The 21,023-nt window shown below is 73.6% G+C and carries 21 protein-coding genes; 11 read left to right on the forward strand and 10 right to left on the reverse strand.

The genetic code is table 11. The features are described from left to right. The first annotated feature begins 15 nt into the window (after nt 1–15). The gene (locus tag ACFWAR_RS13395; protein WP_385776361.1) at nt 16–1,620 is read left to right on the forward strand and encodes an ABC-F family ATP-binding cassette domain-containing protein; all 1,605 of its coding nucleotides are present in this window, start codon (nt 16–18) and stop codon (nt 1,618–1,620) included. Nucleotides 1,621–1,624: 4 nt separating this feature from the next. On the opposite strand, the gene ACFWAR_RS13400 is transcribed toward ACFWAR_RS13395, so the two are convergent. The 3 genes from ACFWAR_RS13400 to ACFWAR_RS13410 form a co-directional block, all read right to left on the reverse strand. After that, nucleotides 1,625–2,107, reverse strand: coding sequence for a hypothetical protein (locus ACFWAR_RS13400; RefSeq protein WP_385776362.1), 483 nt, complete (start codon nt 2,105–2,107; stop codon nt 1,625–1,627). After that, on the reverse strand, nt 2,104–2,400 hold the full coding sequence (locus tag ACFWAR_RS13405) for a hypothetical protein (RefSeq protein ID WP_385776364.1): 297 nt from the start codon (nt 2,398–2,400) through the stop codon (nt 2,104–2,106). The genes ACFWAR_RS13400 and ACFWAR_RS13405 overlap by 4 nt, the downstream gene beginning before the upstream one ends. Nucleotides 2,401–2,515: 115 nt before the next feature. Beyond that, a complete protein-coding gene (locus ACFWAR_RS13410; RefSeq protein ID WP_385776366.1) occupies nt 2,516–3,739 on the reverse strand; it encodes a helix-turn-helix domain-containing protein in 1,224 nt (407 codons plus the stop codon). A 181-nt stretch (nt 3,740–3,920) separates the two neighbouring features. Here ACFWAR_RS13410 and ACFWAR_RS13415 point away from each other — a divergent pair, with 181 nt between their 5' ends. From ACFWAR_RS13415 to ACFWAR_RS13425, 3 genes are all read left to right on the forward strand, one after another. Beyond that, entirely contained in the window at nt 3,921–5,498 is a 1,578-nt protein-coding gene (locus ACFWAR_RS13415; RefSeq protein ID WP_385776368.1) for an acyl-CoA carboxylase subunit beta, read from the forward strand. Nucleotides 5,499–5,805: 307 nt separating this feature from the next. After that, on the forward strand, nt 5,806–7,164 hold the full coding sequence (gene gdhA / locus ACFWAR_RS13420) for an NADP-specific glutamate dehydrogenase (RefSeq protein ID WP_385776477.1): 1,359 nt from the start codon (nt 5,806–5,808) through the stop codon (nt 7,162–7,164). Nucleotides 7,165–7,307: 143 nt separating this feature from the next. Then, nucleotides 7,308–8,657, forward strand: a complete 1,350-nt coding sequence (locus ACFWAR_RS13425; RefSeq protein ID WP_385776480.1) for an AMP-binding protein — start codon at nt 7,308–7,310, stop codon at nt 8,655–8,657. Between the two features lie 65 nt (nt 8,658–8,722). Here ACFWAR_RS13425 and ACFWAR_RS13430 read toward each other — a convergent pair whose 3' ends face one another. Beyond that, the gene (locus ACFWAR_RS13430) at nt 8,723–9,538 is read right to left on the reverse strand and encodes a hypothetical protein (RefSeq protein ID WP_385776370.1); all 816 of its coding nucleotides are present in this window, start codon (nt 9,536–9,538) and stop codon (nt 8,723–8,725) included. 766 nt (nt 9,539–10,304) lie between these two features. Between ACFWAR_RS13430 and ACFWAR_RS13435 the strand changes: the two genes are divergently transcribed. Beyond that, nucleotides 10,305–10,487: a chaplin gene (locus ACFWAR_RS13435; RefSeq protein ID WP_385776483.1), complete on the forward strand. Its 183-nt coding sequence runs from the start codon at nt 10,305–10,307 to the stop codon at nt 10,485–10,487. Between the two features lie 20 nt (nt 10,488–10,507). Here the strand turns inward: ACFWAR_RS13435 and ACFWAR_RS13440 are convergent, their stop codons facing one another. Then, entirely contained in the window at nt 10,508–10,750 is a 243-nt protein-coding gene (locus ACFWAR_RS13440) for a hypothetical protein (protein WP_385776372.1), read from the reverse strand. A 205-nt stretch (nt 10,751–10,955) separates the two neighbouring features. On the opposite strand from ACFWAR_RS13440, the gene ACFWAR_RS13445 reads away from it, so the two are divergent. Together ACFWAR_RS13445 and ACFWAR_RS13450 are read left to right on the forward strand one after the other, a co-directional pair. Beyond that, entirely contained in the window at nt 10,956–11,768 is an 813-nt protein-coding gene (locus ACFWAR_RS13445) for an SDR family NAD(P)-dependent oxidoreductase (RefSeq protein ID WP_385776374.1), read from the forward strand. A 103-nt stretch (nt 11,769–11,871) separates the two neighbouring features. Next, nucleotides 11,872–12,516 (forward strand): GNAT family N-acetyltransferase, encoded by a 645-nt coding sequence (locus tag ACFWAR_RS13450; RefSeq protein ID WP_385776376.1) that lies wholly within the window; start codon nt 11,872–11,874, stop codon nt 12,514–12,516. Between the two features lie 12 nt (nt 12,517–12,528). On the opposite strand, the gene ACFWAR_RS13455 is transcribed toward ACFWAR_RS13450, so the two are convergent. Then, complete coding sequence (locus ACFWAR_RS13455) at nt 12,529–13,530, reverse strand: AMP-binding protein (RefSeq protein ID WP_385776378.1); 1,002 nt, start codon at nt 13,528–13,530, stop codon at nt 12,529–12,531. A gap of 401 nt (nt 13,531–13,931) precedes the next feature. Here ACFWAR_RS13455 and ACFWAR_RS13460 point away from each other — a divergent pair, with 401 nt between their 5' ends. The 4 genes from ACFWAR_RS13460 to ACFWAR_RS13475 all read left to right on the forward strand — a co-directional run bounded on the left by ACFWAR_RS13460 (nt 13,932) and on the right by ACFWAR_RS13475 (nt 17,099). Continuing rightward, on the forward strand, nt 13,932–14,768 hold the full coding sequence (locus tag ACFWAR_RS13460; RefSeq protein WP_385776380.1) for an NAD(P)H-binding protein: 837 nt from the start codon (nt 13,932–13,934) through the stop codon (nt 14,766–14,768). A 100-nt stretch (nt 14,769–14,868) separates the two neighbouring features. Next, nucleotides 14,869–15,510 carry a hemerythrin domain-containing protein gene (locus ACFWAR_RS13465; protein WP_385776382.1) on the forward strand — a complete coding sequence of 214 codons (642 nt, stop codon included), beginning with the start codon at nt 14,869–14,871 and terminating at the stop codon, nt 15,508–15,510. After that, nucleotides 15,507–16,007 (forward strand): DUF1772 domain-containing protein, encoded by a 501-nt coding sequence (locus ACFWAR_RS13470; protein WP_385776384.1) that lies wholly within the window; start codon nt 15,507–15,509, stop codon nt 16,005–16,007. The genes ACFWAR_RS13465 and ACFWAR_RS13470 overlap by 4 nt, the downstream gene beginning before the upstream one ends. A gap of 96 nt (nt 16,008–16,103) precedes the next feature. Continuing rightward, the gene (locus ACFWAR_RS13475) at nt 16,104–17,099 is read left to right on the forward strand and encodes an AraC family transcriptional regulator (protein ID WP_385776386.1); all 996 of its coding nucleotides are present in this window, start codon (nt 16,104–16,106) and stop codon (nt 17,097–17,099) included. A gap of 22 nt (nt 17,100–17,121) precedes the next feature. On the opposite strand, the gene ACFWAR_RS13480 is transcribed toward ACFWAR_RS13475, so the two are convergent. The 4 genes from ACFWAR_RS13480 to ACFWAR_RS13495 all read right to left on the reverse strand — a co-directional run bounded on the left by ACFWAR_RS13480 (nt 17,122) and on the right by ACFWAR_RS13495 (nt 20,939). Further along, nucleotides 17,122–18,792 carry an FG-GAP repeat domain-containing protein gene (locus tag ACFWAR_RS13480; RefSeq protein WP_385776388.1) on the reverse strand — a complete coding sequence of 557 codons (1,671 nt, stop codon included), beginning with the start codon at nt 18,790–18,792 and terminating at the stop codon, nt 17,122–17,124. A gap of 163 nt (nt 18,793–18,955) precedes the next feature. Beyond that, entirely contained in the window at nt 18,956–19,603 is a 648-nt protein-coding gene (locus tag ACFWAR_RS13485) for a 4'-phosphopantetheinyl transferase (protein WP_385776390.1), read from the reverse strand. Beyond that, a complete protein-coding gene (locus ACFWAR_RS13490; protein WP_385776392.1) occupies nt 19,600–20,457 on the reverse strand; it encodes an alpha/beta fold hydrolase in 858 nt (285 codons plus the stop codon). Before ACFWAR_RS13490 ends, ACFWAR_RS13485 begins: the two co-directional genes overlap by 4 nt. After that, entirely contained in the window at nt 20,454–20,939 is a 486-nt protein-coding gene (locus tag ACFWAR_RS13495; protein ID WP_385776394.1) for an SRPBCC family protein, read from the reverse strand. The genes ACFWAR_RS13490 and ACFWAR_RS13495 overlap by 4 nt, the downstream gene beginning before the upstream one ends. Nucleotides 20,940–21,023: the final 84 nt, after the last annotated feature.

Here is a 21,023-nt window from a genome sequence, read left to right on the forward strand (position 1 = left end):
CGGAGCCGACTTTCCATGATCACCGCCACGTCCGTCGACGTGCGCGCGGGCGCTCGCCTGCTGCTCACCGACGTCTCCTTCACCGTCTCCCCCGGCGACCGGATCGGCCTCGTCGGCCGCAACGGCGCGGGCAAGACCACCCTGACGAAGATCCTCGCCGGTGAGGCCCCGCCCACCGCCGGCGCCGTCGCCCGCACCGGGTCCGTCGGCTACCTGCCGCAGGACCCCGCCTCCGCCGAGCCCGGCCGCACCGCCATCGAGCACGTCCTGTCCGCCCGCGGCCTGGCCCGGGCCCTGCACGACCTGCGCGCCGCGGAAGCGGCCATGGCCGCGCCGGACGTCAGCGCGGCGGCGCTGGAGCGGGCCATGAACGCCTACGCCCGCGCCGACGCCCGCTTCCAGGCGCGCGGCGGCTACTCCGCCGAGGCGGAGGCGGCCCGGGTCGCCGCCGGTGTCGGACTGGGCCGACGCGAGCTGGGCCAACGGCTCGGCACCCTCTCGGGCGGACAGCGCCGCAGGGTCGAGCTGGCCCGCATCCTCTTCGCCGACCACGACACCCTGCTGCTCGACGAGCCCACCAACCACCTCGACGCCGACTCGATCGCCTGGCTGCGCACCTTCCTGACCGGCTACCGCGGCGGCCTCGTCGTGATCAGCCACGACACCGACCTGGTCGCCGACACCGTCAACAGGGTGTTCCACCTCGACGCCAACCGCGCGACCATCGACATCCACAACACCGGCTGGCACACCTACCTCACCCAGCGCGCCGCCGACGAGCGGCGCCGGGTCCGCGAACGGGCCGGAGCCGAGCGCAAGGCCGCCGCACTGCACGCCCAGGCCGACAAGATGCGCGCCCGCACGGCGACCGCGGTGATGGCCAAGAGCATGGCCCGCCGGGCCGACCGGATGCTCGCGGACCTGGAACCGGTGCGGCGGGCGGACCGGACCGTCCGCTTCAGGCTGCCCGAACCCGCCCCCTGCGGCCGGGTACCGCTCGCCGCGGTCGGCCTCTCCAAGGCCTACGGATCGCTGGAGGTGCTCGCTGGGGTGGACCTCGCCCTCGACCGGGGCAGCCGCACGGTGGTCCTCGGGCTCAACGGCGCCGGAAAGACCACCCTGTTGCGGATCCTCGCGGGGCAGCAGCGCCCCGACGCCGGACGGGTCGTGCACGGACACGGCCTGCGGCTCGGCTACTTCGCCCAGGAGCACGAGACCCTGGACCCCGCCCGTACGGTCCGCGAGAACCTGGCCGCCGCCGCCCCGGGGCTCACGGACGGCGAAGCCCGTAGCCTGCTGGGCTCCTTCCTCTTCACCGGCGACGACACCGACAAGCCGGTCGGCGTCCTGTCCGGCGGCGAGAAGACCCGGCTCGCCCTGGCCACCCTGGTCAGTTCGGGGGCGAACGTCCTGCTGCTCGACGAGCCCACCAACAACCTCGACCCCGTCTCCCGCGGCGAGGTCCTCGCCGCGGTCGGCGGCTATCCGGGCGCGGTGGTCATGGTCAGCCACGACGCGGAGGCCGTCGAGGCGCTGCGCCCGGAGCGCGTCCTGCTCCTCCCGGACGCGGCCGAGGACTACTGGAGCCCCGACTACGCCGACCTCGTGACCCTGGCCTGACGGGTCACCGCGGGGGCCTCGCCCGGCGGCGGGCCTGGTGCTCGTCCTCCTCGCGCTGCAGGTCGCGGATGACCCGGGCGAGGGAGAGCGCCTTGCCCCAGTGGCCCGCGGGGGACGCCGCCGGGTCGAGGGCGACGACCGCGTCCCAGTGCGCGAGCGCCTCGTCGGCACCGGGGGCGCGCCGACCCTCCGCCCCGAAGTGGAAGCAGCGGACGCCGTGGGCGAGGAGGCCGCCGCGGTCGCGCAGGTGGGCCACCCAGCCCACCGCGACCGCCTCGGTCGGCGGGTCCACCGTCGCGAGGACGCGGGCCGCGTCCGCCGCGAGCCGCTGCTCCCAGCGGGACCGGGTGGTCGGCCGACAGGCCGGGTGCCCGTAGGGGTGGGCGTGCTGATCGGGGCGGGCGCCGGAGCCGCCGTCGACCGTGACGGTCTCGGCCGGGCCCTCGATCGTACGGTCGCACCTCGCGCAGAGGAGGTCGCCGGTCACCGGCCCACCGCGGGCGCGTCCAGGGTGCGCAGCAGGGTCCGCAGCGTGCGGGCCACGGCGCGGCAGTAGCTCCACCGGGTGCTGTCCGTGATGCCGAGCGGCGGGTCGCCGACGAGGTGGGACCACTCCGCGGCCGTGCCGGGGGGTGCGGCCGCGTGCAACGCCCAGCCGTGGCCCGTCAGTTCGTCGAGCAGCCGGGCCACCTCCGCGGCGGGCGGCCGCTCCCCGTACGGCACGAGCGCCCGGGAGACCAGCTCCCGGGCGACCCGTACGAGGTCCTGCGTCTGCTCCATGGCGGGGGCTCCCGTCGTCGTCACCGGTGGTGCGACGACCGTAGGGTCCGCCGGGGTGGCCCGGGGGCAGGGATCCTGGCCCCTCGCCGAGGGGCAGGGTTCCTACCCCTCGCCGTCACACGGCCATGCCGAGTTCCCGTGCGAGGGAGCGGGCGTCGTCGCGGACCGTACGGGGGCCCGTCCTGGCCAGTTCGGGCAGGACCATGCGCGCGTGCATGTTGAAGCGGACCGTCTCCGGCGAGGTGGAGCGGGCCTTCTGGAGCAGGGCCACGGTCGCCACGCCCTCACCGCGCAGACCGTGCGCCCGCGCCATCTCGATCAGGTGGTAGGCGCGGCGGGTGTGCGAGGGCACGGTGTCGAGGTCCAGGGCCGCCGCGACCTCCAGCGCCTTGCCCGGCTGGACCAGGTCGTTGTGCATGGTGAGGGCGTACGCGTCCACCATGCCCCGGCCGAAGACCAGCCACGGGTGCGCGTACTCCTCGCCCAGACGCCCGGCGGCGTCGCTCGCCCGGTCCCAGTAGCGCCAGGCGAGCCCGGCCCGGCCGACCTTGGCGAAGCTGAGCGCCACCGCGAGCTGGAGCAGGCCCCAGCGGGCGAGTTGCTCCTCGTCGTCCTGGCGGAGCAACGAGGCGGCCTGCTCGGCGAGTTCGACGCGGGCGTCCGCCGCCTCGTTGGCGTCCCGGTAGAAGTGGTTCATGTACCAGGCGGCGCCCGCGATCGCGCGCGGACTGTCCGCGTCCTGCGCGGCGGTCATCGACCGGTCGCCGGTCAGCATGACCAGCTCCGGCGCGGGTTGGAAGGCGAGGAAGAGCTGGGCCAGGTGGTACGCCTGCGCCTGGGCGACGAGGGTGCGCCGACGGTCCACGCCCTCGAAGGTCCGGGCCGCGTGCCCGGTATCGGCGAGCAGGTCGGGCAACAGGGCGGCGACCCGTGAGCGGTGGTCGCCCGCGCCGTGCCAGAGCTTCCAGGCCTGGCCGACGCGCGCGTGCAGGACCTCGGCGGAGTGCGGCTCGGCGTCGCCGGGCGTGAGCCGGTACGTGGTCAGCGCCCGCTTGACGGCGGGCAGCCCGGCGTGCGCCGTCTTGGTGTACGAAGCCGCGGCGATCCGGTCGTCACCCGTGAGGTCGGCGACGTCGCACTCGTACAGGGCGGCGAGGCGGATGAGCATCGGCAGCCGGGGCAGCCCGATGGCCCCCGACTCGATTCCCTTGATCCATTCCGGGGACCGGCCCACCAGGCCCCCCGCCACGGGCCTGGTGAGACCGACCCGGTCCCGGGCCGCGCGGGCACGCTGGGCGAACGTCTGCTGGGCGGGTGCGGGGCCGTGCTGCTCGGGCATGCTGGACTCCGTTCTGGCCGGGACACGGAGAACGCTACTCCCCTTGCCCGAACGGGAGATGGCGCCGCACACCGGCCCGGACGAGGGCCCCGCCGGGATAGGGGTCCAGCGGATCTCCAAGACCTCTTGAGGGGGTGGGGTGACGGTGGCTGGATCCGGCCTTCAGACCTGGAGGATCCACATGACCATGGCTCCCGAAGCCCCGCCCATACCGGTTCTGGACCGAGCCGCCGAACTGGCCGAGATCAAAGCCCAGGCCGTCGCCGGGCCCGACGAGCGGGCCACCGAGCGCCAGCACGCCAAGGGCAAGCTCACCGCGCGCGAGCGCATCGACCTGCTGCTCGACCCGGGTTCCTTCCAGGAGATCGAGGCCCTGCGGCGCCACCGCGCGACCGGTTTCGGGCTGGAGGACAAGAAGCCCTACAGCGACGGCGTGATCACCGGCTGGGGCACCGTCGACGGACGTAACGTCTTCGTCTACGCCCACGACTTCCGCATCTTCGGCGGCGCGCTCGGCGAGGCCCACGCCGAGAAGATCCACAAGGTGATGGACCTCGCCGAGGCGGCCGGAGCCCCGCTGGTCTCGCTGAACGACGGCGCGGGGGCCCGTATCCAGGAGGGCGTCAGCGCCCTCGCCGGATACGGCGGGATCTTCCAGCGCAACACCCGCGCCTCGGGCGTGATCCCGCAGATCTCCGTGATGCTCGGCCCGTGCGCGGGCGGCGCCGCCTACAGCCCCGCGCTGACCGACTTCGTCTTCATGGTCCGCGAGACCTCCCAGATGTTCATCACCGGCCCCGACGTGGTCCGCGCCGTCACCGGCGAGGAGATCACCCAGAACGGCCTCGGCGGCGCCGACGTGCACGCCTCCGTGTCCGGCGTGGCCGCCTTCGCCTACGACGACGAGCCGAGCTGCCTGGAGGACGTGCGCCACCTGCTCTCGCTGCTGCCCTCCAACAACCGCGAGAGCGCCCCCCGCGAGGCCTGCGACGACCCGGCCGACCGGACGAACGACGCGCTGGAGGAGATCGTCCCGGCCAACCCGCAGCAGGCGTACGACATCCGCAAGGTCATCGAGGAGACCGTCGACTACGGCGAGTTCTTCGAGGTCCAGCCCGCCTGGGCGCAGAACATCGTGTGCGCGCTCGCCCGGATGGACGGCCACGTCGTCGGCTTCGTGGCCAACCAGCCCGCCGCCCTCGCGGGCGTCCTGGACATCCACGCCTCGGAGAAGGCCGCGCGCTTCGTGCAGTTCTGCGACGCCTTCTCGATCCCGCTGGTCACGCTGGTCGACGTACCCGGCTTCCTGCCCGGCGTCGACCAGGAGCACAACGGCATCATCCGGCACGGCGCGAAGCTGCTCTACGCCTACTGCAACGCCACCGTCCCGCGGATCTCGCTCGTGCTGCGCAAGGCGTACGGGGGCGCGTACATCGTCATGGACTCGCGCTCGATCGGCGCCGACCTGGCGCTCGCCTGGCCCACCAACGAGATCGCGGTGATGGGCGCCGAGGGCGCCGCCAACGTCATCTTCCGGCGGGAGATCGCCGCCGCCGACGACCCCGAGGCGATGCGCGCGCAGAAGATCAAGGAGTACACGACCGAGCTGATGCACCCGTACTACGCGGCCGAGCGCGGCCTCGTCGACGACGTCATCAACCCGCAGGAGACCCGCGCCGTCCTCATCCGGTCCCTTTCGATGCTCCGGTCGAAGTACGCCGACCTGCCGTCCCGCAAGCACGGGAACCCGCCGGTATGACCGATGACGGAGATATCGAGGGGAGAGGTGAAACGAAAGGAACAACTCCGGACAGCGAAGTCTGGCGGATCGTCCGGGGTAGTCCCGACAGGGTCGAAACCGCAGTGCTGACCGTAGTACTTTCGGCATTGTTCCGCAGGTCGGACGGCATGTCGGAGCAGTCCCCCGGCACGGTACCCTCCGGCTGGGACCGCACCCCGAACAGCCGATTCCGGTCCACGGGGACGTGGCGGAGCCACGGCTGAACGACCGCCGGGGCGAGCGCCACCCCACCCGTGCGCACCACACTCCCGAGGAGGACGAGCCCGTGAAGGACCCCAAGGACTCGAAGGCCAGGCTGGACGCGCTGCGCGCGGACATCGAGCGCCGCAACCCGGCCCAGCCGGAGTTCCACCAGGCGGTGCGCGAGGTGCTGGAGACCCTCGCCCCGGTCTTCGCCGCCCGCCCCGAGTACGCGGTCGCGGGACTCGTCGAGCGGCTCTGCGAGCCGGAGCGGCAGATCATCTTCCGCGTGCCGTGGACCGACGACCACGGCCACGTCCAGGTGAACCGCGGCTACCGGGTCGAGTTCAACAGCGCGCTCGGCCCGTACAAGGGCGGCCTGCGGTTCCACCCGTCCGTCGACATCGGCGTGGTGAAGTTCCTCGGCTTCGAGCAGATCTTCAAGAACGCCCTGACCGGCCTCGGCATCGGCGGCGGCAAGGGCGGCAGCGACTTCGACCCGCGCGGCCGCTCCGACGCCGAAGTGATGCGCTTCTGTCAGTCGTTCATGACCGAACTCCAGCGCCACATCGGCGAGCACACCGACGTCCCCGCCGGTGACATCGGCGTCGGCGGCCGCGAGATCGGCTACCTCTTCGGCCAGTACCGCCGCATCACCAACCGCTGGGAAGCCGGCGTGCTCACCGGCAAGGGCCGCGGCTGGGGCGGATCCGCGATCCGCCCGGAGGCCACCGGCTACGGCGCGGTGCTCTTCGCCGCCGAGATGCTGAAGCTCAAGGGCATCGGCCTGGAGGGCCGCACCGCGGTCGTCTCCGGCTCCGGCAACGTCGCGATCTACACGATCGAGAAGCTGCACAAGCTCGGCGCGCACCCGCTGACCTGCTCCGACTCCCAGGGCTACGTGCTCGACGAGAAGGGCATCGACATCGAGCTGCTCAAGCAGATCAAGGAGGTCGAGCGCGGTCGCGTCAGCGACTACGCGGCCCGCCGCGGCGGCTCCGCCCGCTACGTGCCCGGCGGCCGCGTCTGGGAGGTCGCGGCGGAGGTCGCGTTCCCCTCGGCCACCCAGAACGAGCTCGACGTCCAGGACGCGCGCGCCCTGATCGCCAACGGCGTCAAGGCCGTCTCCGAGGGCGCCAACATGCCCACCACCCCGGAAGCGGTCCGGATCCTCCAGGAGGCCGGGGTCGCCTTCGGCCCGGGCAAGGCCGCCAACGCGGGCGGCGTCGCCGTCAGCGCCCTGGAAATGAGCCAGAACGCGGCCCGGGTCTCCTGGACCGCGGAGCGCGTCGAGCAGGAGCTGGCCGGGATCATGCGCGACATCCACGCGGTCTGCCACGAGACCGCGGAGCGCTACGGCGCCCCCGGCGACTACGTGACGGGCGCCAACATCGCGGGCTTCGAGCGCGTCGCGGACGCGATGCTGGCCCAGGGCATCATCTAGCCGATAGCCGAACACCCCTGACGCGGGGAGGGCGAGCGGGCGGGCGGGAGGTCTCCGCCCGTCCGCCCGCCCGCATGTCGTCGCGCGCACCGCCGTCTGACACCCTGGGACGCAGTCGACGACGGACAGGGGACCCTTCGGTGCTGCTCAAGGCCTTGCACGGCATTCACGGAGATCGCGCGGACGCGATCACCATCGCCGGCCGCTCCACCTCGTACGAAGACCTGCTGGGCGCGGCCCGCGCGGTGGCCGCCGACGTGGCCGGAGCCCCCGCCTTCGCCGTGACCGCGACCGCTTCCCTGGAGACCGTCGCCGCCGTGGTGGGCGGGCTGCTCGCCGGGGTGCCGGTGGTGCCCCTGCCGCCGGACGCGGGGCCCGCCGAGCGCGACCACATCCTGCGCGACTCCGGCGCCGCGCTCGTCGAGGTCGACTTCGCCCGCCGGGCCGCCGCGAGCGCCGTCACGGGCCCGGGCGCCGCCGGACCCGACGACCCGGCCATGATCCTCTACACCTCGGGCACCACGGGCGCCCCCAAGGGCGTCGTCCACACCACCACTGCCCTCGCGGCCGGCCTCGACGCCCTCGCCGACGCCTGGCAGTGGAGCGCCGAGGACACCCTGGTCCACGGGCTGCCGCTGTTCCACGTCCACGGCCTGGTCCTCGGCGTCCTGGGCGCCCTGCGCACCGGCAGCCGCCTGGTCCACACGGGCCGCCCCACCCCGGCCGCCTACGCCGCGGCGGGCGGCAGCCTCTACTTCGGCGTGCCCACCGTCTGGTCCCGGATTGCGGCCGAACCGGCCGCCGCCGAGGCCCTCGCCGGGGCCCGGCTGCTGGTCTCCGGCAGCGCGCCGCTGCCCACCCCGGTCTTCCGGACGCTCTCGCGGCTCACCGGCCACGCGCCGCTGGAGCGTTACGGCATGACCGAGACCCTGATCACGCTCAGCGCCCGGGCGGACGCCGTGCCCCGCCCCGGTACGGTCGGCACCCCGGTGGCGGGGGTCCGTACCCGGATCGCCGCCGAGCCCGGGGCCGACATCGGCGAACTCCAGCTCACCGGCCCCACCCTGTTCAGCGGCTATCTCGGCCGACCCGAGGCCACGGCCGCCTCGTACACCGAGGACGGGTGGTTCCGTACGGGCGACATCGCGGCCATCGACGCGGACGGCCTGCACCGGATCGTCGGCCGGGCCTCCATCGACATGATCAAGTCGGGCGGATACCGGATCGGCGCGGGCGAGGTCGAGAACGCGCTCCTGGACCACCCGGCCGTCACCGAAGCCGCCGTGGTCGGCGTCCCCGACACCGACCTCGGCCAGCGCATCGTGGCCTTCGTCGTCGCCGAGGGCGTCGGCGCGACCGAGCTGACCGACTTCGTCGCGGCCCACCTCTCGGTGCACAAACGCCCGCGCGAGGTGCGGTTCGTGGCCTCGCTGCCGCGCAACGCGATGGGCAAACCCCAGAAGCGGCTGCTGCTTTCACCGGAGGAGCGCTGAACGGGCACCGGACCGCGGGGCGTTAACGGCGTTAACGCCGTTAACGCCCGCGCCTGCTCGCGCGGTCACGGGCGGGGGCGCTCCCCGCGCAGTTCCTCCGCGACCTCGTACGCCCGAGCCGGGTCGTAGACGGTCGCCGTCGTGCTCGGCGAATGCAGCGCCACGGCCCGGGGCGTGTACCTGTGGCTGCGGACGCCGTGGCGGACGGCCAGCTCGTCGACCGCGCCGACGGGCACGTCCCACTGGGCGGCCAGCTGCGAGGGCGTCCACCATTCCTCCGGGCACGCGAAGTTCCGCTGGACCTCCGCCCGGTGCTCCACCGCCGCGCCGCCCGCCCCGAGCCGGTCGGTCAGCCAGGCGAGCAGTGCCCCCGCGTCGACCTGGGACAGCGGGGCCCGGAATCCCGGCGTGCACCGCACCGTCCCGTCATCCGTGTGCAGCACCACTTCGAGCGACTTCCGTTGGCCGAGCCTGAGCCCTTCGACCACGACGACGCGCCGCAGATCGGCGGCGGCGACGGTCGACGAACGCAGGAAGCGCGCGATCACGAGGTGGTCCGCGTCTCCCCGGGTGCGGAACTCGACCCACCGCACCATCGTGGCCGACACCGTGAACACCATGGCCAGGGCGAGCCCGATCACGGCCAGGGCCGTCAGCCCGAGACCGAACCAGACGAGCCCCCAGAGCAACCCGTACTCCGTGAGCGCGGCGATCACCAGCAGCGGCAGCAGCAGCGGGGTCGCCACCCACAGCGGGACCAGCACGCTCCCGCCGAGCGCGACACCGAACTCCCGGACCCGACTCGGCACGCACACCAGCCGATCCCCCGCTGCCGTCACCGACACAACTCCCGCCAGCGGGTCCGTACTTCGAGTGGCCATGGGAGAAATATAGGTATCGGTCCGGACCCGCGTAAGAGGTCCGAAGGGGCGGCTCGGGCGGCTTGGGCGGTTCGGGTGGTTGCGGACGGTGCCCTTGCGTGGCGGCGACATATCGGATGAAACGACGATTGGATTCAGTCGGCAGGCACGTCCGGTGCCCATGCGGGAGCGGAGCGCCAGTGGTGCTCCCGCGCGCCCCTTCTCACGATCGGGGACAGAGATGATCAAGCACGTGCGCGCCCGCAACGCCGTCGGGACGGCCCTGCGCCACCACGTCCCCCTGAGCTTCGCCGCCCTCCTCGCGGCAGCGGTGCCGCTCACCGTCCTCGGCCCGGCCAGCGCGGCCGACCAGGGCCCGGCCGGCACTCCTGCGACCACCATCCGGACCAGCGCCGTTCCGAGCGGGGCGGCAGCCGTCGACAGCATCGCCACCCAGCTGCGGAACATGGGCCTCACCGTGCGGACGCCCTCCGGTTCGGTCATCGCCTGGGGCGACGCGGGCATCGTCAACAGCGCCGTCACGCAGTTCGCCGCCGAGAACCCCATCGCCCTCTTCACCGGCGCCGACGAGACCGGCACCGGCTACCTGCTGATCCGGGGCACCAGCCTCGCCCGCTGGGTCGGCTTCACCGCCGGAAGCAACGTCCCCATCGCATCGGTGCGCAACGAGTCCGACGGGAACGTCGTCGTCTACGACCAGAACACCGGCCGCCTCAACGTCGCCGAGGACAAGCACACCGCCGAGAACCTGCCCGTCTCCCACACCGTGGGCACCACCCGCCGATCGGGCGCGACCCACGGCGCCGTCGCGTACGCGACCTCCGCGGGGACCCTCGCCGAGAACGTGGTCCAGATCCCCATCCACATCCCCATCAACGTCTGCGGCAACAGCATCGGGATCGTCTCGGTCCTCAACCCGGCGTTCGGCAACACCTGCATCAACGCCTGACCCGCCGCGAGCGGGGGACCTCAGGCCGCCCCGCCGGTGAAGAGCGGGTCGTGGACGTCGCAGCGGGGCCGCGCCTTCGGCAGCCGGTAGGCCAGGCGGTCCCGCAAGCGGCCCGTCCACGGCTCCCGCGCGGAGCGCCGCTTGACCACGGCCAGGCTGCCGTTGTGGAGCACGCACAGCCCCAGTACGTGCGGATCCTCCATGGCCTCGGCCCGCTCGATGATCCGCGCGTAGCGCTCGGCGTCGATGTCGAGCGCCCTCACGCGTGACCCCCCGTCACCGGACCCGGATCCCAGGATCGCCCAGCGTGCGTCACCCGTCGAGAGGGGCGGCCGGTCGGGCTCCGGCGGCGGGCCGCGCCGGGGCTCCGGTCCCGGGCGGGGAACCGTTCCTCCATCTCTCTTCCGGTGGGCCCCGAGTGGCCTCGGCGAACGTCGTCACGTCAACGCGAGCATGGGAGGGCGCCCGATGAAGGCACAGCCGACGGCGACGAGAAGAGCCCCCGAACGGCCCGTGGCCCTGGTCACCGGAGCGACCAGCGGGATCGGACTGGCCATCGCCAGGGACCTCGGTGCGCGCGGACACCGGGTGTTCCTCTGCGCGCGCACGGAGGCGGCCGTGAAGCAGACCGTCGAGGACCTGCGGGCCGAAGGGCTGGACGTGGAGGGCGCGGCGGCCGACGTGCGCGACCGCGCGTCGGTGGCGGCGCTGGTCGCGGCGGCCGCCCGGGCCTTCGACGCGCCGATCTCCGTCCTCGTCAACAACGTGGGCCGCAGCGGCGGCGGCGCGACCGCCGAGCTCACCGACGAGCTGTGGCACGAGGTCATCGACACCAACCTCAACAGCGTCTTCCTCGTCACCCGCGAGGTGCTCGCCCAAGGCGGGCTCGCCGCCGCGAGTTGGGGCCGCATCATCAACATCGCCTCCACCGCCGGCAAGCAGGGCGTCCTGCTCGGCGCCCCCTACTCCGCCGCCAAGCACGCCGTCGTCGGCTTCACGAAGGCGCTCGGCAAGGAGCTGGCCCCGCTCGGGGTCACCGTGAACGCGGTCTGCCCCGGGTACGTCGAGACGCCCACCGCGGCCCTGGTGCGCAGCGGGTACGCGCAGGTGTGGGACACCACCGAGGAATACGTGCAGGAGCAGTTCGAGGCGCGGATACCGCTGGGGCGCTACTCCACCCCCGAGGAGGTGGCCGGCCTGGTCGGATACCTGACCACGGACCTCGCCGCGTCCATCACGGCGCAGGCGCTCAACGTGTGCGGCGGGCTGGGGAACGTCTGAAACACCACCGTGTGTAATGTGCGCGACAAGGCGCCGGCGGCTCTGCAAGGCCGCGGGCGGCACGGAGCAGTCGCACAGCGCAGTCGCACAGGAGTGGTGATCGATGGGTGTCACGTTGCGGGGGCCGGTCCTGGAAGGCGCGCTGGTGCGCCTGGAACCCCTGGAGCCCCGGCACGCGGTGGACCTGGCCGTGGCGGTGGAGGAGGAGCGGAGCTCCTACGGCTTCACGTGGGTGCCGACCGCGGCCGAGGTCGAGGAGTACGTCGTCACCCAGCTCGGCCGGGCCGCCGACGGCACGGTGTCCCCGTACGTGCAGGTGGACCGGGCGTCGGGGAGGGCGGTCGGCGCCACGGCCTACCTGGACGCGAGGGAGCGTTCGTGGGGCGGGGGCCTCGGCGCGGTGGAGGTCGGCTTCACCTGGCTCGCGGCGTCGGCCCAGGGCACGGGGATCAACACGGAGGCCAAGTACCTCTTGTTCCGGCACGCCTTCGAGCAGTGGGGCGTGGACCGGCTCGACCTCAAGACGGACGCGCGCAACGCACGTTCGCGCGCGGCCATCGAGCGGGTGGGCGCCAGGTTCGAGGGCGTGCTGCGCAACTGGTCCCGGTCCTGGGCGCCGGGCGAGGAGGGGCTGCTCCGTGACTCCGCGATCTTCTCGATCACGGCGCAGGAGTGGCCGGAGCGCCGTACCGAACTGGAACGGCGGATCGCCCGCGCCCTCGACCGCCGCCAGGTCCCCGCACCGTAGGGCCGGGTCGGCTCACAGCACGGTCGGTGATCCCGAGACCTCCCACACGACGGCCCACGGCGCGATCCCCGAGGCCCGCCAGGCGGCGGGCACCCGCTCCTCCACCGGTTCGTCCGACAGCAGTACGTGCCGCAGCGCGGGCAGCGTCGTCCCGCGCGCGGCGGCCCCGGTGAGCCGCGCCAGACCGGAGGGCAGCTGCGTCAGCACCGTCACCTGCTGGTCCTCCAGCAGCTCGGCGAACTCGCGGGCGTCCGCCCCGGTGTCCTGGTCGACGACCACCGCGAGGCCGCCCGAGAGCAGGGGCCCCCACATCTCGCGCATGCCCAGGTCCAGGCTCAGCGAGTGGAAGGACGTCCACACCTCCTGCGGCCCCGCCTCCAGCAGCGGAACGATGCTGTCCACCCAGGACAGCACCTCCCCGTGCGTCACCGGGTCCACGGACAGCGCCCGACCGGGGTTGCCGCCGCCGGAGGGCAGGGCCAGGAAGGCCGAATCCTGCGGGAGTTCGCGCGGTGCGCCGGCGCCCCGCGGGCGGGTCGCGATGACGAAGGGGCCGGCCTTCGCCACGGGTATCTCGTCGCGCAGCAGTCCGCCGTCCGAAATGACGAGCGACGCACCCGCGTCCCGCATCAAGAATTCCTGGAGCCCCGCGTTGTGACCGGGCTCCAGCGGGAGTACGGCCGCTCCCGAGCGCAGGGCGCCCACGACGGCGCCCGCCGACATGCACGAGCGCCGGGCGCGCACGGCGACCGCGAGCCCCGGCCCCGTGCGCCCCGACAGCTTGCGCGCGATCTCGTCGGCGAGCCAGTCCAGTTCGAGGTAGGTCGCCTGCTCCTCGGCATCGCGCGCGGCGATCCGCACCGGGTGGCGGGCGGCCACCGTCGCGAAGCGGATGTCGATGCGGTCCCGGCGCTCCGGCCGTTCCCGGGCCGGGTCGAGCCCGATCCGGCCGAGCAGACCGCCGAGGTCGGCGGACAACTGGTCGAGCTCCGGATGCTCCGGAGTGGGGTTCATGGGGCCTCCCGGACCTCGCTGCGGTCTTCCACGGCCCGATGGTGTCGGCGCCCGCCTGAGGATCGCTCAAGTCCCGGCGTACAGAACGGGTCCAGGCCGGGTGGAGGGTCGCTGGGGGAGTGTCGGGGACCGGGTGGAGGTGCGCCGACAGGGCGACGGGGGAGCTGCTCGGCGCTCGCCGGGGAGCGCTTCGAGAGTCGCTCGTCGACCGCTCAAGGCGGGGTCGAGGGGGACTGGGGAGGCTGTGGCAGGGCCGGGTAAGGCATGCCTACGATTCAAGGGTTCCCGCCGCCGCCACGTACTCCATGCCCCCTGTCGCGGGCCCAGGCCGTAGACGCACGCGTATGGAGGAGAGCTTCGTGGCTATGGCCCGTCTCGCGAGACTGGACTTGACTGTACTCATGACTCAGAACACGCAGAACACGCAGAACGCGCAGATCACCCTCGTCATCGGCGGCACCGGAAAGAGCGGTCGCCGCGTCGCGGAAAAACTCTCCGCCCAGGGGCTTCCGGTACGGGTCGGATCGCGCCATGGTGAGCCGGCCTTTGACTGGAACCAGCCGGACACCTGGACCGCGGCCCTGGAGGGCGTCGACCGGGTGTACGTGACCTACTACCCGGACTTAGCTTTCCCGGGTGCCGCCGAGCAGGTCGGTGAGTTCTCCAAGCTGGCCGTCGCGAGCGGCGCGCGCCGCCTGGTGCTGCTCTCGGGCCGCGGCGAGGAGGCCGCGGAGGTCAGCGAGGACAACCTCAAGGCCTCCGGCGCCGACTGGACCGTGGTGCGGTCCAGCTGGTTCAACCAGAACTTCAACGAGAGCTTCTTCCTGGAGCCCGTCCTGGCCGGCGAGATCGCCCTGCCGACCGGGGACGCGGTGGAGGCCTTCGTCGACGTCGACGACATCGCCGACGTCGTGGTGGCCGCCCTGACCGACGACAAGCACATCGGCAAGACCTACGAGCTGTCCGGTCCGCGGCTGCTCAGCTACACCGACGTCGCCGCGGAACTGACCAAGGCCACCGGCCGGGAGATCACGTACATCTCGGTCACCAACGAGGAGTACCGCGCCGTCCTGCGGGAGAACGACCTCCCGGAGGAGTTCGCCGACCTGTTCACCATGATCCTGGACGGCCGCAACGCGCACCTGGTGCACGGGGTCGAGGAGGCCCTGGGCCGCAAGCCCAAGGACTTCGCCGACTTCGCCCGCGAGGCCGCGGCGACCGGGGTCTGGAACGTCTGACCGGGGCGTGCGCACATCCCGGGACGGCGCCTGACCACGACTCCCGGGATGTGCGTACGACCGCACTCTCCGCTCCGCCGACCACCGACAGGAGGCCCCGATGACCGGCATCCCCCGATCGTCCTTCTCCAGCGAGAACGGACTGGCCGCGCTCCCGCCGCACTTCCACGGGTTCGCGCTCATGCACATCGCGATGCGGCGCGACGCGGCGCGGCTGCGCGCGGCGGCCCCCGGCTGGCGGGGCGGTGGCGCCGAGTGGTGGCAGCGGCTGCGCGAGGTCATCGAGTGGCACCACACCAGCGAGGACGACGTGCTGTGGCCGGGGCTGCGCCGCCGTGACGCCGACTTCGACGCCCAGGCCCGCGAACTGCACGACGACCACGAGGAGTTGGACGCCGCGATGGCCGCGGTGTCCACGGCCGTGGGGCGCGGCGGCGACGGTCTGGCCGCGGCCGCCAAGGCCTTCGAGGAGATCCTGCACGGCCACCTGCGCGACGAGGAGCGCGTGGTCTTCCCGGTCTTCGACCGACTGGGGGAGCGGGCCTACCTGGCGGAGGAGCGCAAGGTGGTCTCCAGCGCGCCGATGCGCGTGATGACGTACCTCCAGCCGTGGATGTTCGACGGCGCGAGTCGGGAGTCCGTCTCCCACGTGTCCTCCACCATTCCACCGCCGGTCCGGCTGATCGGTGCGACGCTGTTGCGCAAGCGGTACGAGCGCACACTGAAGGGACTCCTGACGTGACGAGCACGACGACCCAATCGGCCACCCTGGTGGCGGCGACGGTGAGCACCGGCCTGATGGCCGGCCTGTACTTCGCCTTTGACATCTCGGTGATGCCGGGCCTGGGACGCGGTGACGACCAGACCTACGTGACCGCGATGCGCAACATCAACGACGCCATCGACAACGGGCTGTTCGGCCTGCTCTTCCTCGGAGCCTTCCTCGCCACGGGCGTCGCCGCCGCCCAGCAGCAGCGCGGCGGCCGACCGGACGCGGCGCGCTGGGGCTGGACGGCCTTCGCCCTGTACGCCCTCTCGCTGGTGGTGACCGCGGCGATCAACATCCCGCTGAACAACCAACTGGCCCGCGCGGGCGCCGACTTCGGAGCCGCCAGATCCCGCTTCGGGGGCCGCTGGACCGGCGGCAACCTCGTGCGCACCCTCGCCTGCACCGCGGCCCTCGCCGCACTGGGCCGCGCCCTGACCCTGCACGGCCGCGGCTCGGCGGCGGCGGCGTAGCACCACCCCCGTGAACGGCGCCCGCTCTCGATTCCGTCCCCCGCGGGGGAGCGGGCGCTTCGGATCCGCCAGGACGAGGGAAGGCCACGGCACCCCATGGACACACTGACCGGTCTGCTCGAAGGCCCCAAGGCCCGCGGCGCCTTCCTCCTGAAGTCCGTCTTCAACCCGCCCTGGTCGCTGCGCGTCGAGGACCGGGCCCCGCTGTCCGTCGTCACGATGGTGCGCGGCGAGGCGTGGCTGGTCCCGGACCGGGGCGAGCCCGTACTGATCCGCCCCGGCGACCTGACCGTCGTACGCGGCCCCGATCCGTACACGGTCTCCGACAGCCCGGACACCCCGGTCCAGATCACGGTGGGCCCCGAGCAGCGCTGCAACACCCAGGAGGGCGAGGACGTCACCGACACCATGGCGCTGGGCGTGCGCTCCTGGGGCGAGGCCTTCGAGGACGACGGCTCGGCCATCATGCTCAGCGGCACCTACCAGGCGCCCAGCGAGATCGGCCGGCGGCTGCTGAACGCCCTGCCCACGATCCTGGTCCGGCCGGCCGCCTCCGGCGACGACACCCTGGTCCGGCTGCTCGCGATGGAGATCGGCAAGGACGAACCGGGCCAGGAGATCGTCCTGGACCGGCTCCTGGACCTGCTCCTGATCGGCATCCTGCGCACCTGGCTCGCCGACCCGGGCAGCGGCGCGCCCGCCTGGTACCGCGCCCAGAGCGACCCGGTGGTCGGCCCGGCGCTGCGGCTGCTGCACGAGAACCCGGCGTACGGCTGGACCGTCGAGGAACTCGCCCTCAAGGTCGGCGTCTCCCGAGCCTCGCTGGCCCGCCGCTTCGCGGAGGTCGTCGGCGAACCCCCGGTCGCCTACCTCACCGGCTGGCGCCTGGCCCTGGCCGCCGACCTCCTGCGCGAACCGGACGCCACCGTCGCCACGGTCGCCCGCCGCGTCGGCTACAGCAACGCCTTCGCCCTCTCGACGGCCTTCAAACGCGTCCGCGGCGTCAGCCCCCAGGAATTCCGCACGGGCACCACCCCGGACACCCCCCAGGAAGCCCCACCCCCACCCCGCACGGTCATCCTGGAGGCGTGAGGGGGGCTACCGGGGGCGTGCGTCAGGAGGCCGGGGCGAAGCCCGTCACCGTGGGGTACTGGCCGACGGTGCCCGTGCCCGGGAAGATCGTGATCCGGCCTGCCGCGTCGGCGGACCACAGGTCGGGCAGGTGGTCGCCCGTGAGGTCACCGTCCGCGCCGATCCGCGGGTGCGCGCCGGTGGGCAGCGTGGCCAGCACGCGGCCCTCGGACGGGTCGACGAAGGCGGAGAAGTCCGGCGCCTCGGCGGTGCCCTTCACGGAGAAGGCACGGACCTCGCCGTCCGTCCGGGACCGCGCCCACAGGGTCGGGAACGCGCTGCCCTGCGCGGGGCCCGGGGTGAGCAGGTCGTAGTCGGCCCAGAGCCGGTAGGCGCCCGAGAGCAGCGTGGCCGAGTCGTCGAGCGAGTGGGTGGACCCACGCCGCGACAGCCACAGCCGGCCGTTCTCGACGAACAGCACGGAGGTGTCCGGCAGGATCCCGTCGACGGCCGTGTCGCCGCCGGGCGAGCCGAAGGCCGCGACCTGGGTGACCCGCGACCAGTCGGAGCCGTAGCCGTGCTGCCCGCAGTCGATGGCCGCGCCCGCCGGGTTCAGGCACTGGGCGGGCTTGGAGACCTCGATCGGGGACTGATCGGTGAACCGGCCCGCCCGGTCGTTGCGGAACACGTACAGCGAGGTGTCGCCCGGTGCGTGGGCCAGCAGATCGTCGACCTGCTGGTAGCCCAGGCTCCCGCGGTGGGTGTACTGGACGCCCGCCCAACTGCCACCGCCACCGGGGGCGGCGAGGCGGCGGGCGTTCGCGCGGGCCCCGGGCTCGGAGCCCGCCGTACGGAGGTCGCCCGCGGCGTCGGGGACCAGGACGTCCGGGGTGCCGTCGCCGTCGATGTCGCCGAAGGCCGCGGGGTTGCTGGATGGCTGGGCGTAGTACGTCAGCGACGCGGGCTGCGAGACGTTGCCCGCCTCGTCCATCGTCTGGACCCGGAGCGTCTGGCTGCCCCAGCCCGCGGGCCTGACCTTGATCTCGGCCGCGCCGTCGACGAAGCGCACCACGCGGTTGTCGGTCGCCCCGTCGGAGCAGCGCCAACCGACGCTGATGACCGGGTCCGTGGACCAGCGGGCACAGGCGATCCCCGAGCCGCTGTCGGAGCCGCGGAGGGTGAAACCGGCCAACTGGCCGACCTTCTTGGGCGTCGCGTCCGTGGTGATCCCGGCGGTCGGCGGCGTGTGGTCCACGCGGAAGTAGCACCACGCCGTGTAGGGGCCGGTCAGCGTGCCGTCGGTGCTGCGGGCCCGCCAGGCGTACTGGCCGCCGTCCTCCAACCGGTCGCGCGGCACGTCCGTACGCGCCTCGCCGAGCGGCGCCCAGGCGGTCGGGTAGTCGGTGCGCGGGCCGCCGTACGCGGTGTCCCACAGCTGGAAGTCCGTCCGCAGTCGGGTGGCGGCCGGGGCGCTGGTGTTCACGCGGAGCGTGACGTCGCCGAGGCCGACCCAGCCCGCGCCGCTCCCCGTGTACGGGTCCGTGTCGCAGTCGGAGTAGCGGTCCTCGCCGGCGAAGCCGGGCGCGGGGGCGGTGCGCGGCGAGGTGGCCCGGGGCGCGGCCGGGTCCTGGGCGGTGGCGGAGGCGGGCGCCGCGGCCGGCAGGCCGAGCCCCAGGGCCAGCGCGGCCGTCAGGAGTAAGCGGGCACGGTGCATGGTGATGGATCCCCCCTGGGAAGTTCGTGAGGGGAGCAGAACTATCAGATCGCACCCGCGTTCCCACCGGGTTTACGGCCCCGGGCGGGCCCCCGCGCCCGCCCCGGAGCGTCCCGGGCAGCGCATTCCGGTCAGATCACCGAGGCGCCCCCGCGCGCCCCCCTCACCCCGCCCGGTGGACCGCTGTCACCACCAGGGTCGGGGTGGTCAGCCAGCGGCCCGTGTACGTCGGGTCCACCGGGGGGGTGTCGGCCGGGGGGTGGATGGTGCAGGTGAAGGTGCCCGTGGGGGAGAGGGACAGGGTGGCCTGGCGGAAGGCGAGCCAGGTGTGCGTGGCCGGGTACCAGGCCTTGTACACCGCCTCCTTCGCCGAGAAGAACAGGCGCTCCCACGGCACGGTCGGGTCCGCCGCGGACAGGTCGGAGAGGTGGGCGCGCTCCGCCGGGGACGTGATCAGGCCGAGTACGCCCGGCGGGAGCGGGCCCGCCGGTTCGGCGTCGATGCCCAGGGCCGCGGTGCGGCCGAAGTGGTCCGCCACCGCCGCGCGGTAGCCGTCGCAGTGGGTGATGCTGCCGACCACCCCGGTCGGCCAGCCCGGGGCGCCGCCCGGGCCCGGGAGCAGCGCCACGGGGGCGTGCCCGAGGTCGGCCAGGCAGCGCCGGGCGCAGGCCCGCGCCGTCGCGAACTGGCGGTGGCGGCGCGCCCGTCGGCCCGTCATCAGCGCGGCCTCGGCAGGGAACAGGGGGGCGGGCGCCGCGTCGTCGAAGGCTTCCGACGACGCGACGCCCGCGGGGAGCAGGGACTCGATCATCGGCGCGAGGTGAGCTCCGCGACCGCCGAGACCGCCAGCAGCGGGCGCTCCAGCGGCAGCATGTGCCCCGCCCCGGCGACCGGTTCGAAGCGGGCGCCCGGCAGGGTCTCCGCGAGGATCTCCGCCAGGGCCGGGGCGATCACCTTGTCGCCCTCCCCGTGCAGCACCACCGCGGGCACCCGAACCGACTTCAGCGCCGCGCGCGCGTCCCAGCCCCGCGTGCTGCGGAAGAACTCCGCCCGCACGTGCGGCGCGGTCGCCGCGAACAGCTGCCGGTTCACGTCCAGCGCGACCGGGTCCACCCCCTTGCCCATCGTCGAGGACAGCAGCTTGCCGCCCAGCCAGGACCGGCGCAGCGCCCAGGAGAAGAGCGCGTTGCCCATCATCTTGACCTCGCTGTCCGGGGTGTCCTGGCCGTGCGCGGCCGTCCCCAGCAGCACCAGGCCGTGCAGCCGCCCGGCCGCCGGGTCCTGGGCGGCGTACGCCAGGGCGGCGAACCCGCCGCCCGAGTGGCCGACCACGACCGCCCCGCGCGCGCCCGTCTCCTCCAGTACGGACGCCAGGTCCGAGCCGAGCCGCTCCATCGAGACCGGGGTCCGGCCGAGGGTGGAGGCCCCGTGCCCGCGCTGGTCGTACAGGACCACCCGGTGCCCGGCCCGGATCAGCCGGTCCGTGACCGTGCCCCAGACCCGCCGCGTGTGCGCCCAGCCGTGCACCAGGACCACGTCCACGGCCGGCGCCGTACCGGCCAGCGGGGTCAGCACGGTCACCGCCAGCTCCGCGCCGTCGTCCGTCCGTACGGTCAGCTCCCGGCTCAGCTCGCGGGCCAGGGACGCCTCCATGGCCGCGCTCATCCCCGCGCCCCCGAACCGACCGCCGTCAGCTGGCGGCCGAGCGACTCGAAGGCCGACAGGGCCCCCTTGGAGTGCTCCGCGCCCAGGTCGGCGACCTTGGACAGGATCTTCAGGAACCCGTTCGGGGTGCCCACGAAGTGCATCGAGATCCGGGTGCGGCCGTCCACCAGCGACTCCAGCCCGAAGGAGGCGGTCCCCCGGAAGACCCCGTCGACGTAGGCGACGTCCAGGCGTCGGCCCGGGTCCACCGCGACGGTGCGCTGGGTGAAGCGGAGCTTGAGCCCGCCGTTGTCGGAGCCCTTGGTGTGGACGGTCACCGCGACCCGCCCGCCGACGCGGTCGGCGGCGCCGGAGAGCAGCTCGAAGGTGTTGTGCGGGACCCACCATTCCTTGGCGCCCTGCAGCTCCGCGACGAGCGCCGCCCAGACGGCGGGCGCCGGGGCGTCGATCACCGCCTCGTCGATCCGGTCGTAGGTCGTCATGGGGAAACCCTCCAGTGGGTACGGGGAAAGGGACCGGCGGGGCGGGGAGCCTCCCCGGAACCGGGTGCAAAGGCGACGGCGGGG

This window comes from Streptomyces sp. NPDC059917 (genome assembly GCF_042730635.1).
In the GTDB taxonomy this organism is placed as follows: Bacteria; Actinomycetota; Actinomycetes; order Streptomycetales; family Streptomycetaceae; genus Streptomyces.

Excerpts from the sequence above, each read along its gene's own strand:
- ACFWAR_RS13405 (WP_385776364.1), bottom strand. The coding sequence starts at position 2,400 with ATGGAGCAGACGCAGGACCTCGTACGGGTCGCCCGGGAGCTGGTCTCC.
- ACFWAR_RS13430 (WP_385776370.1), bottom strand. The coding sequence starts at position 9,538 with ATGGCCACTCGAAGTACGGACCCGCTGGCGGGAGTTGTGTCGGTGACG.
- ACFWAR_RS13395 (WP_385776361.1), top strand. The coding sequence starts at position 16 with ATGATCACCGCCACGTCCGTCGACGTGCGCGCGGGCGCTCGCCTGCTG.
- ACFWAR_RS13480 (WP_385776388.1), bottom strand. The coding sequence starts at position 18,792 with ATGCACCGTGCCCGCTTACTCCTGACGGCCGCGCTGGCCCTGGGGCTC.
- ACFWAR_RS13460 (WP_385776380.1), top strand. The coding sequence starts at position 13,932 with ATGACTCAGAACACGCAGAACACGCAGAACGCGCAGATCACCCTCGTC.
- ACFWAR_RS13450 (WP_385776376.1), top strand. The coding sequence starts at position 11,872 with ATGGGTGTCACGTTGCGGGGGCCGGTCCTGGAAGGCGCGCTGGTGCGC.
- ACFWAR_RS13475 (WP_385776386.1), top strand. The coding sequence starts at position 16,104 with ATGGACACACTGACCGGTCTGCTCGAAGGCCCCAAGGCCCGCGGCGCC.
- ACFWAR_RS13465 (WP_385776382.1), top strand. The coding sequence starts at position 14,869 with ATGACCGGCATCCCCCGATCGTCCTTCTCCAGCGAGAACGGACTGGCC.
- ACFWAR_RS13455 (WP_385776378.1), bottom strand. The coding sequence starts at position 13,530 with ATGAACCCCACTCCGGAGCATCCGGAGCTCGACCAGTTGTCCGCCGAC.
- ACFWAR_RS13415 (WP_385776368.1), top strand. The coding sequence starts at position 3,921 with ATGACCATGGCTCCCGAAGCCCCGCCCATACCGGTTCTGGACCGAGCC.
- ACFWAR_RS13410 (WP_385776366.1), bottom strand. The coding sequence starts at position 3,739 with ATGCCCGAGCAGCACGGCCCCGCACCCGCCCAGCAGACGTTCGCCCAG.
- ACFWAR_RS13485 (WP_385776390.1), bottom strand. The coding sequence starts at position 19,603 with ATGATCGAGTCCCTGCTCCCCGCGGGCGTCGCGTCGTCGGAAGCCTTC.
- ACFWAR_RS13445 (WP_385776374.1), top strand. The coding sequence starts at position 10,956 with ATGAAGGCACAGCCGACGGCGACGAGAAGAGCCCCCGAACGGCCCGTG.
- ACFWAR_RS13490 (WP_385776392.1), bottom strand. The coding sequence starts at position 20,457 with ATGAGCGCGGCCATGGAGGCGTCCCTGGCCCGCGAGCTGAGCCGGGAG.
- ACFWAR_RS13495 (WP_385776394.1), bottom strand. The coding sequence starts at position 20,939 with ATGACGACCTACGACCGGATCGACGAGGCGGTGATCGACGCCCCGGCG.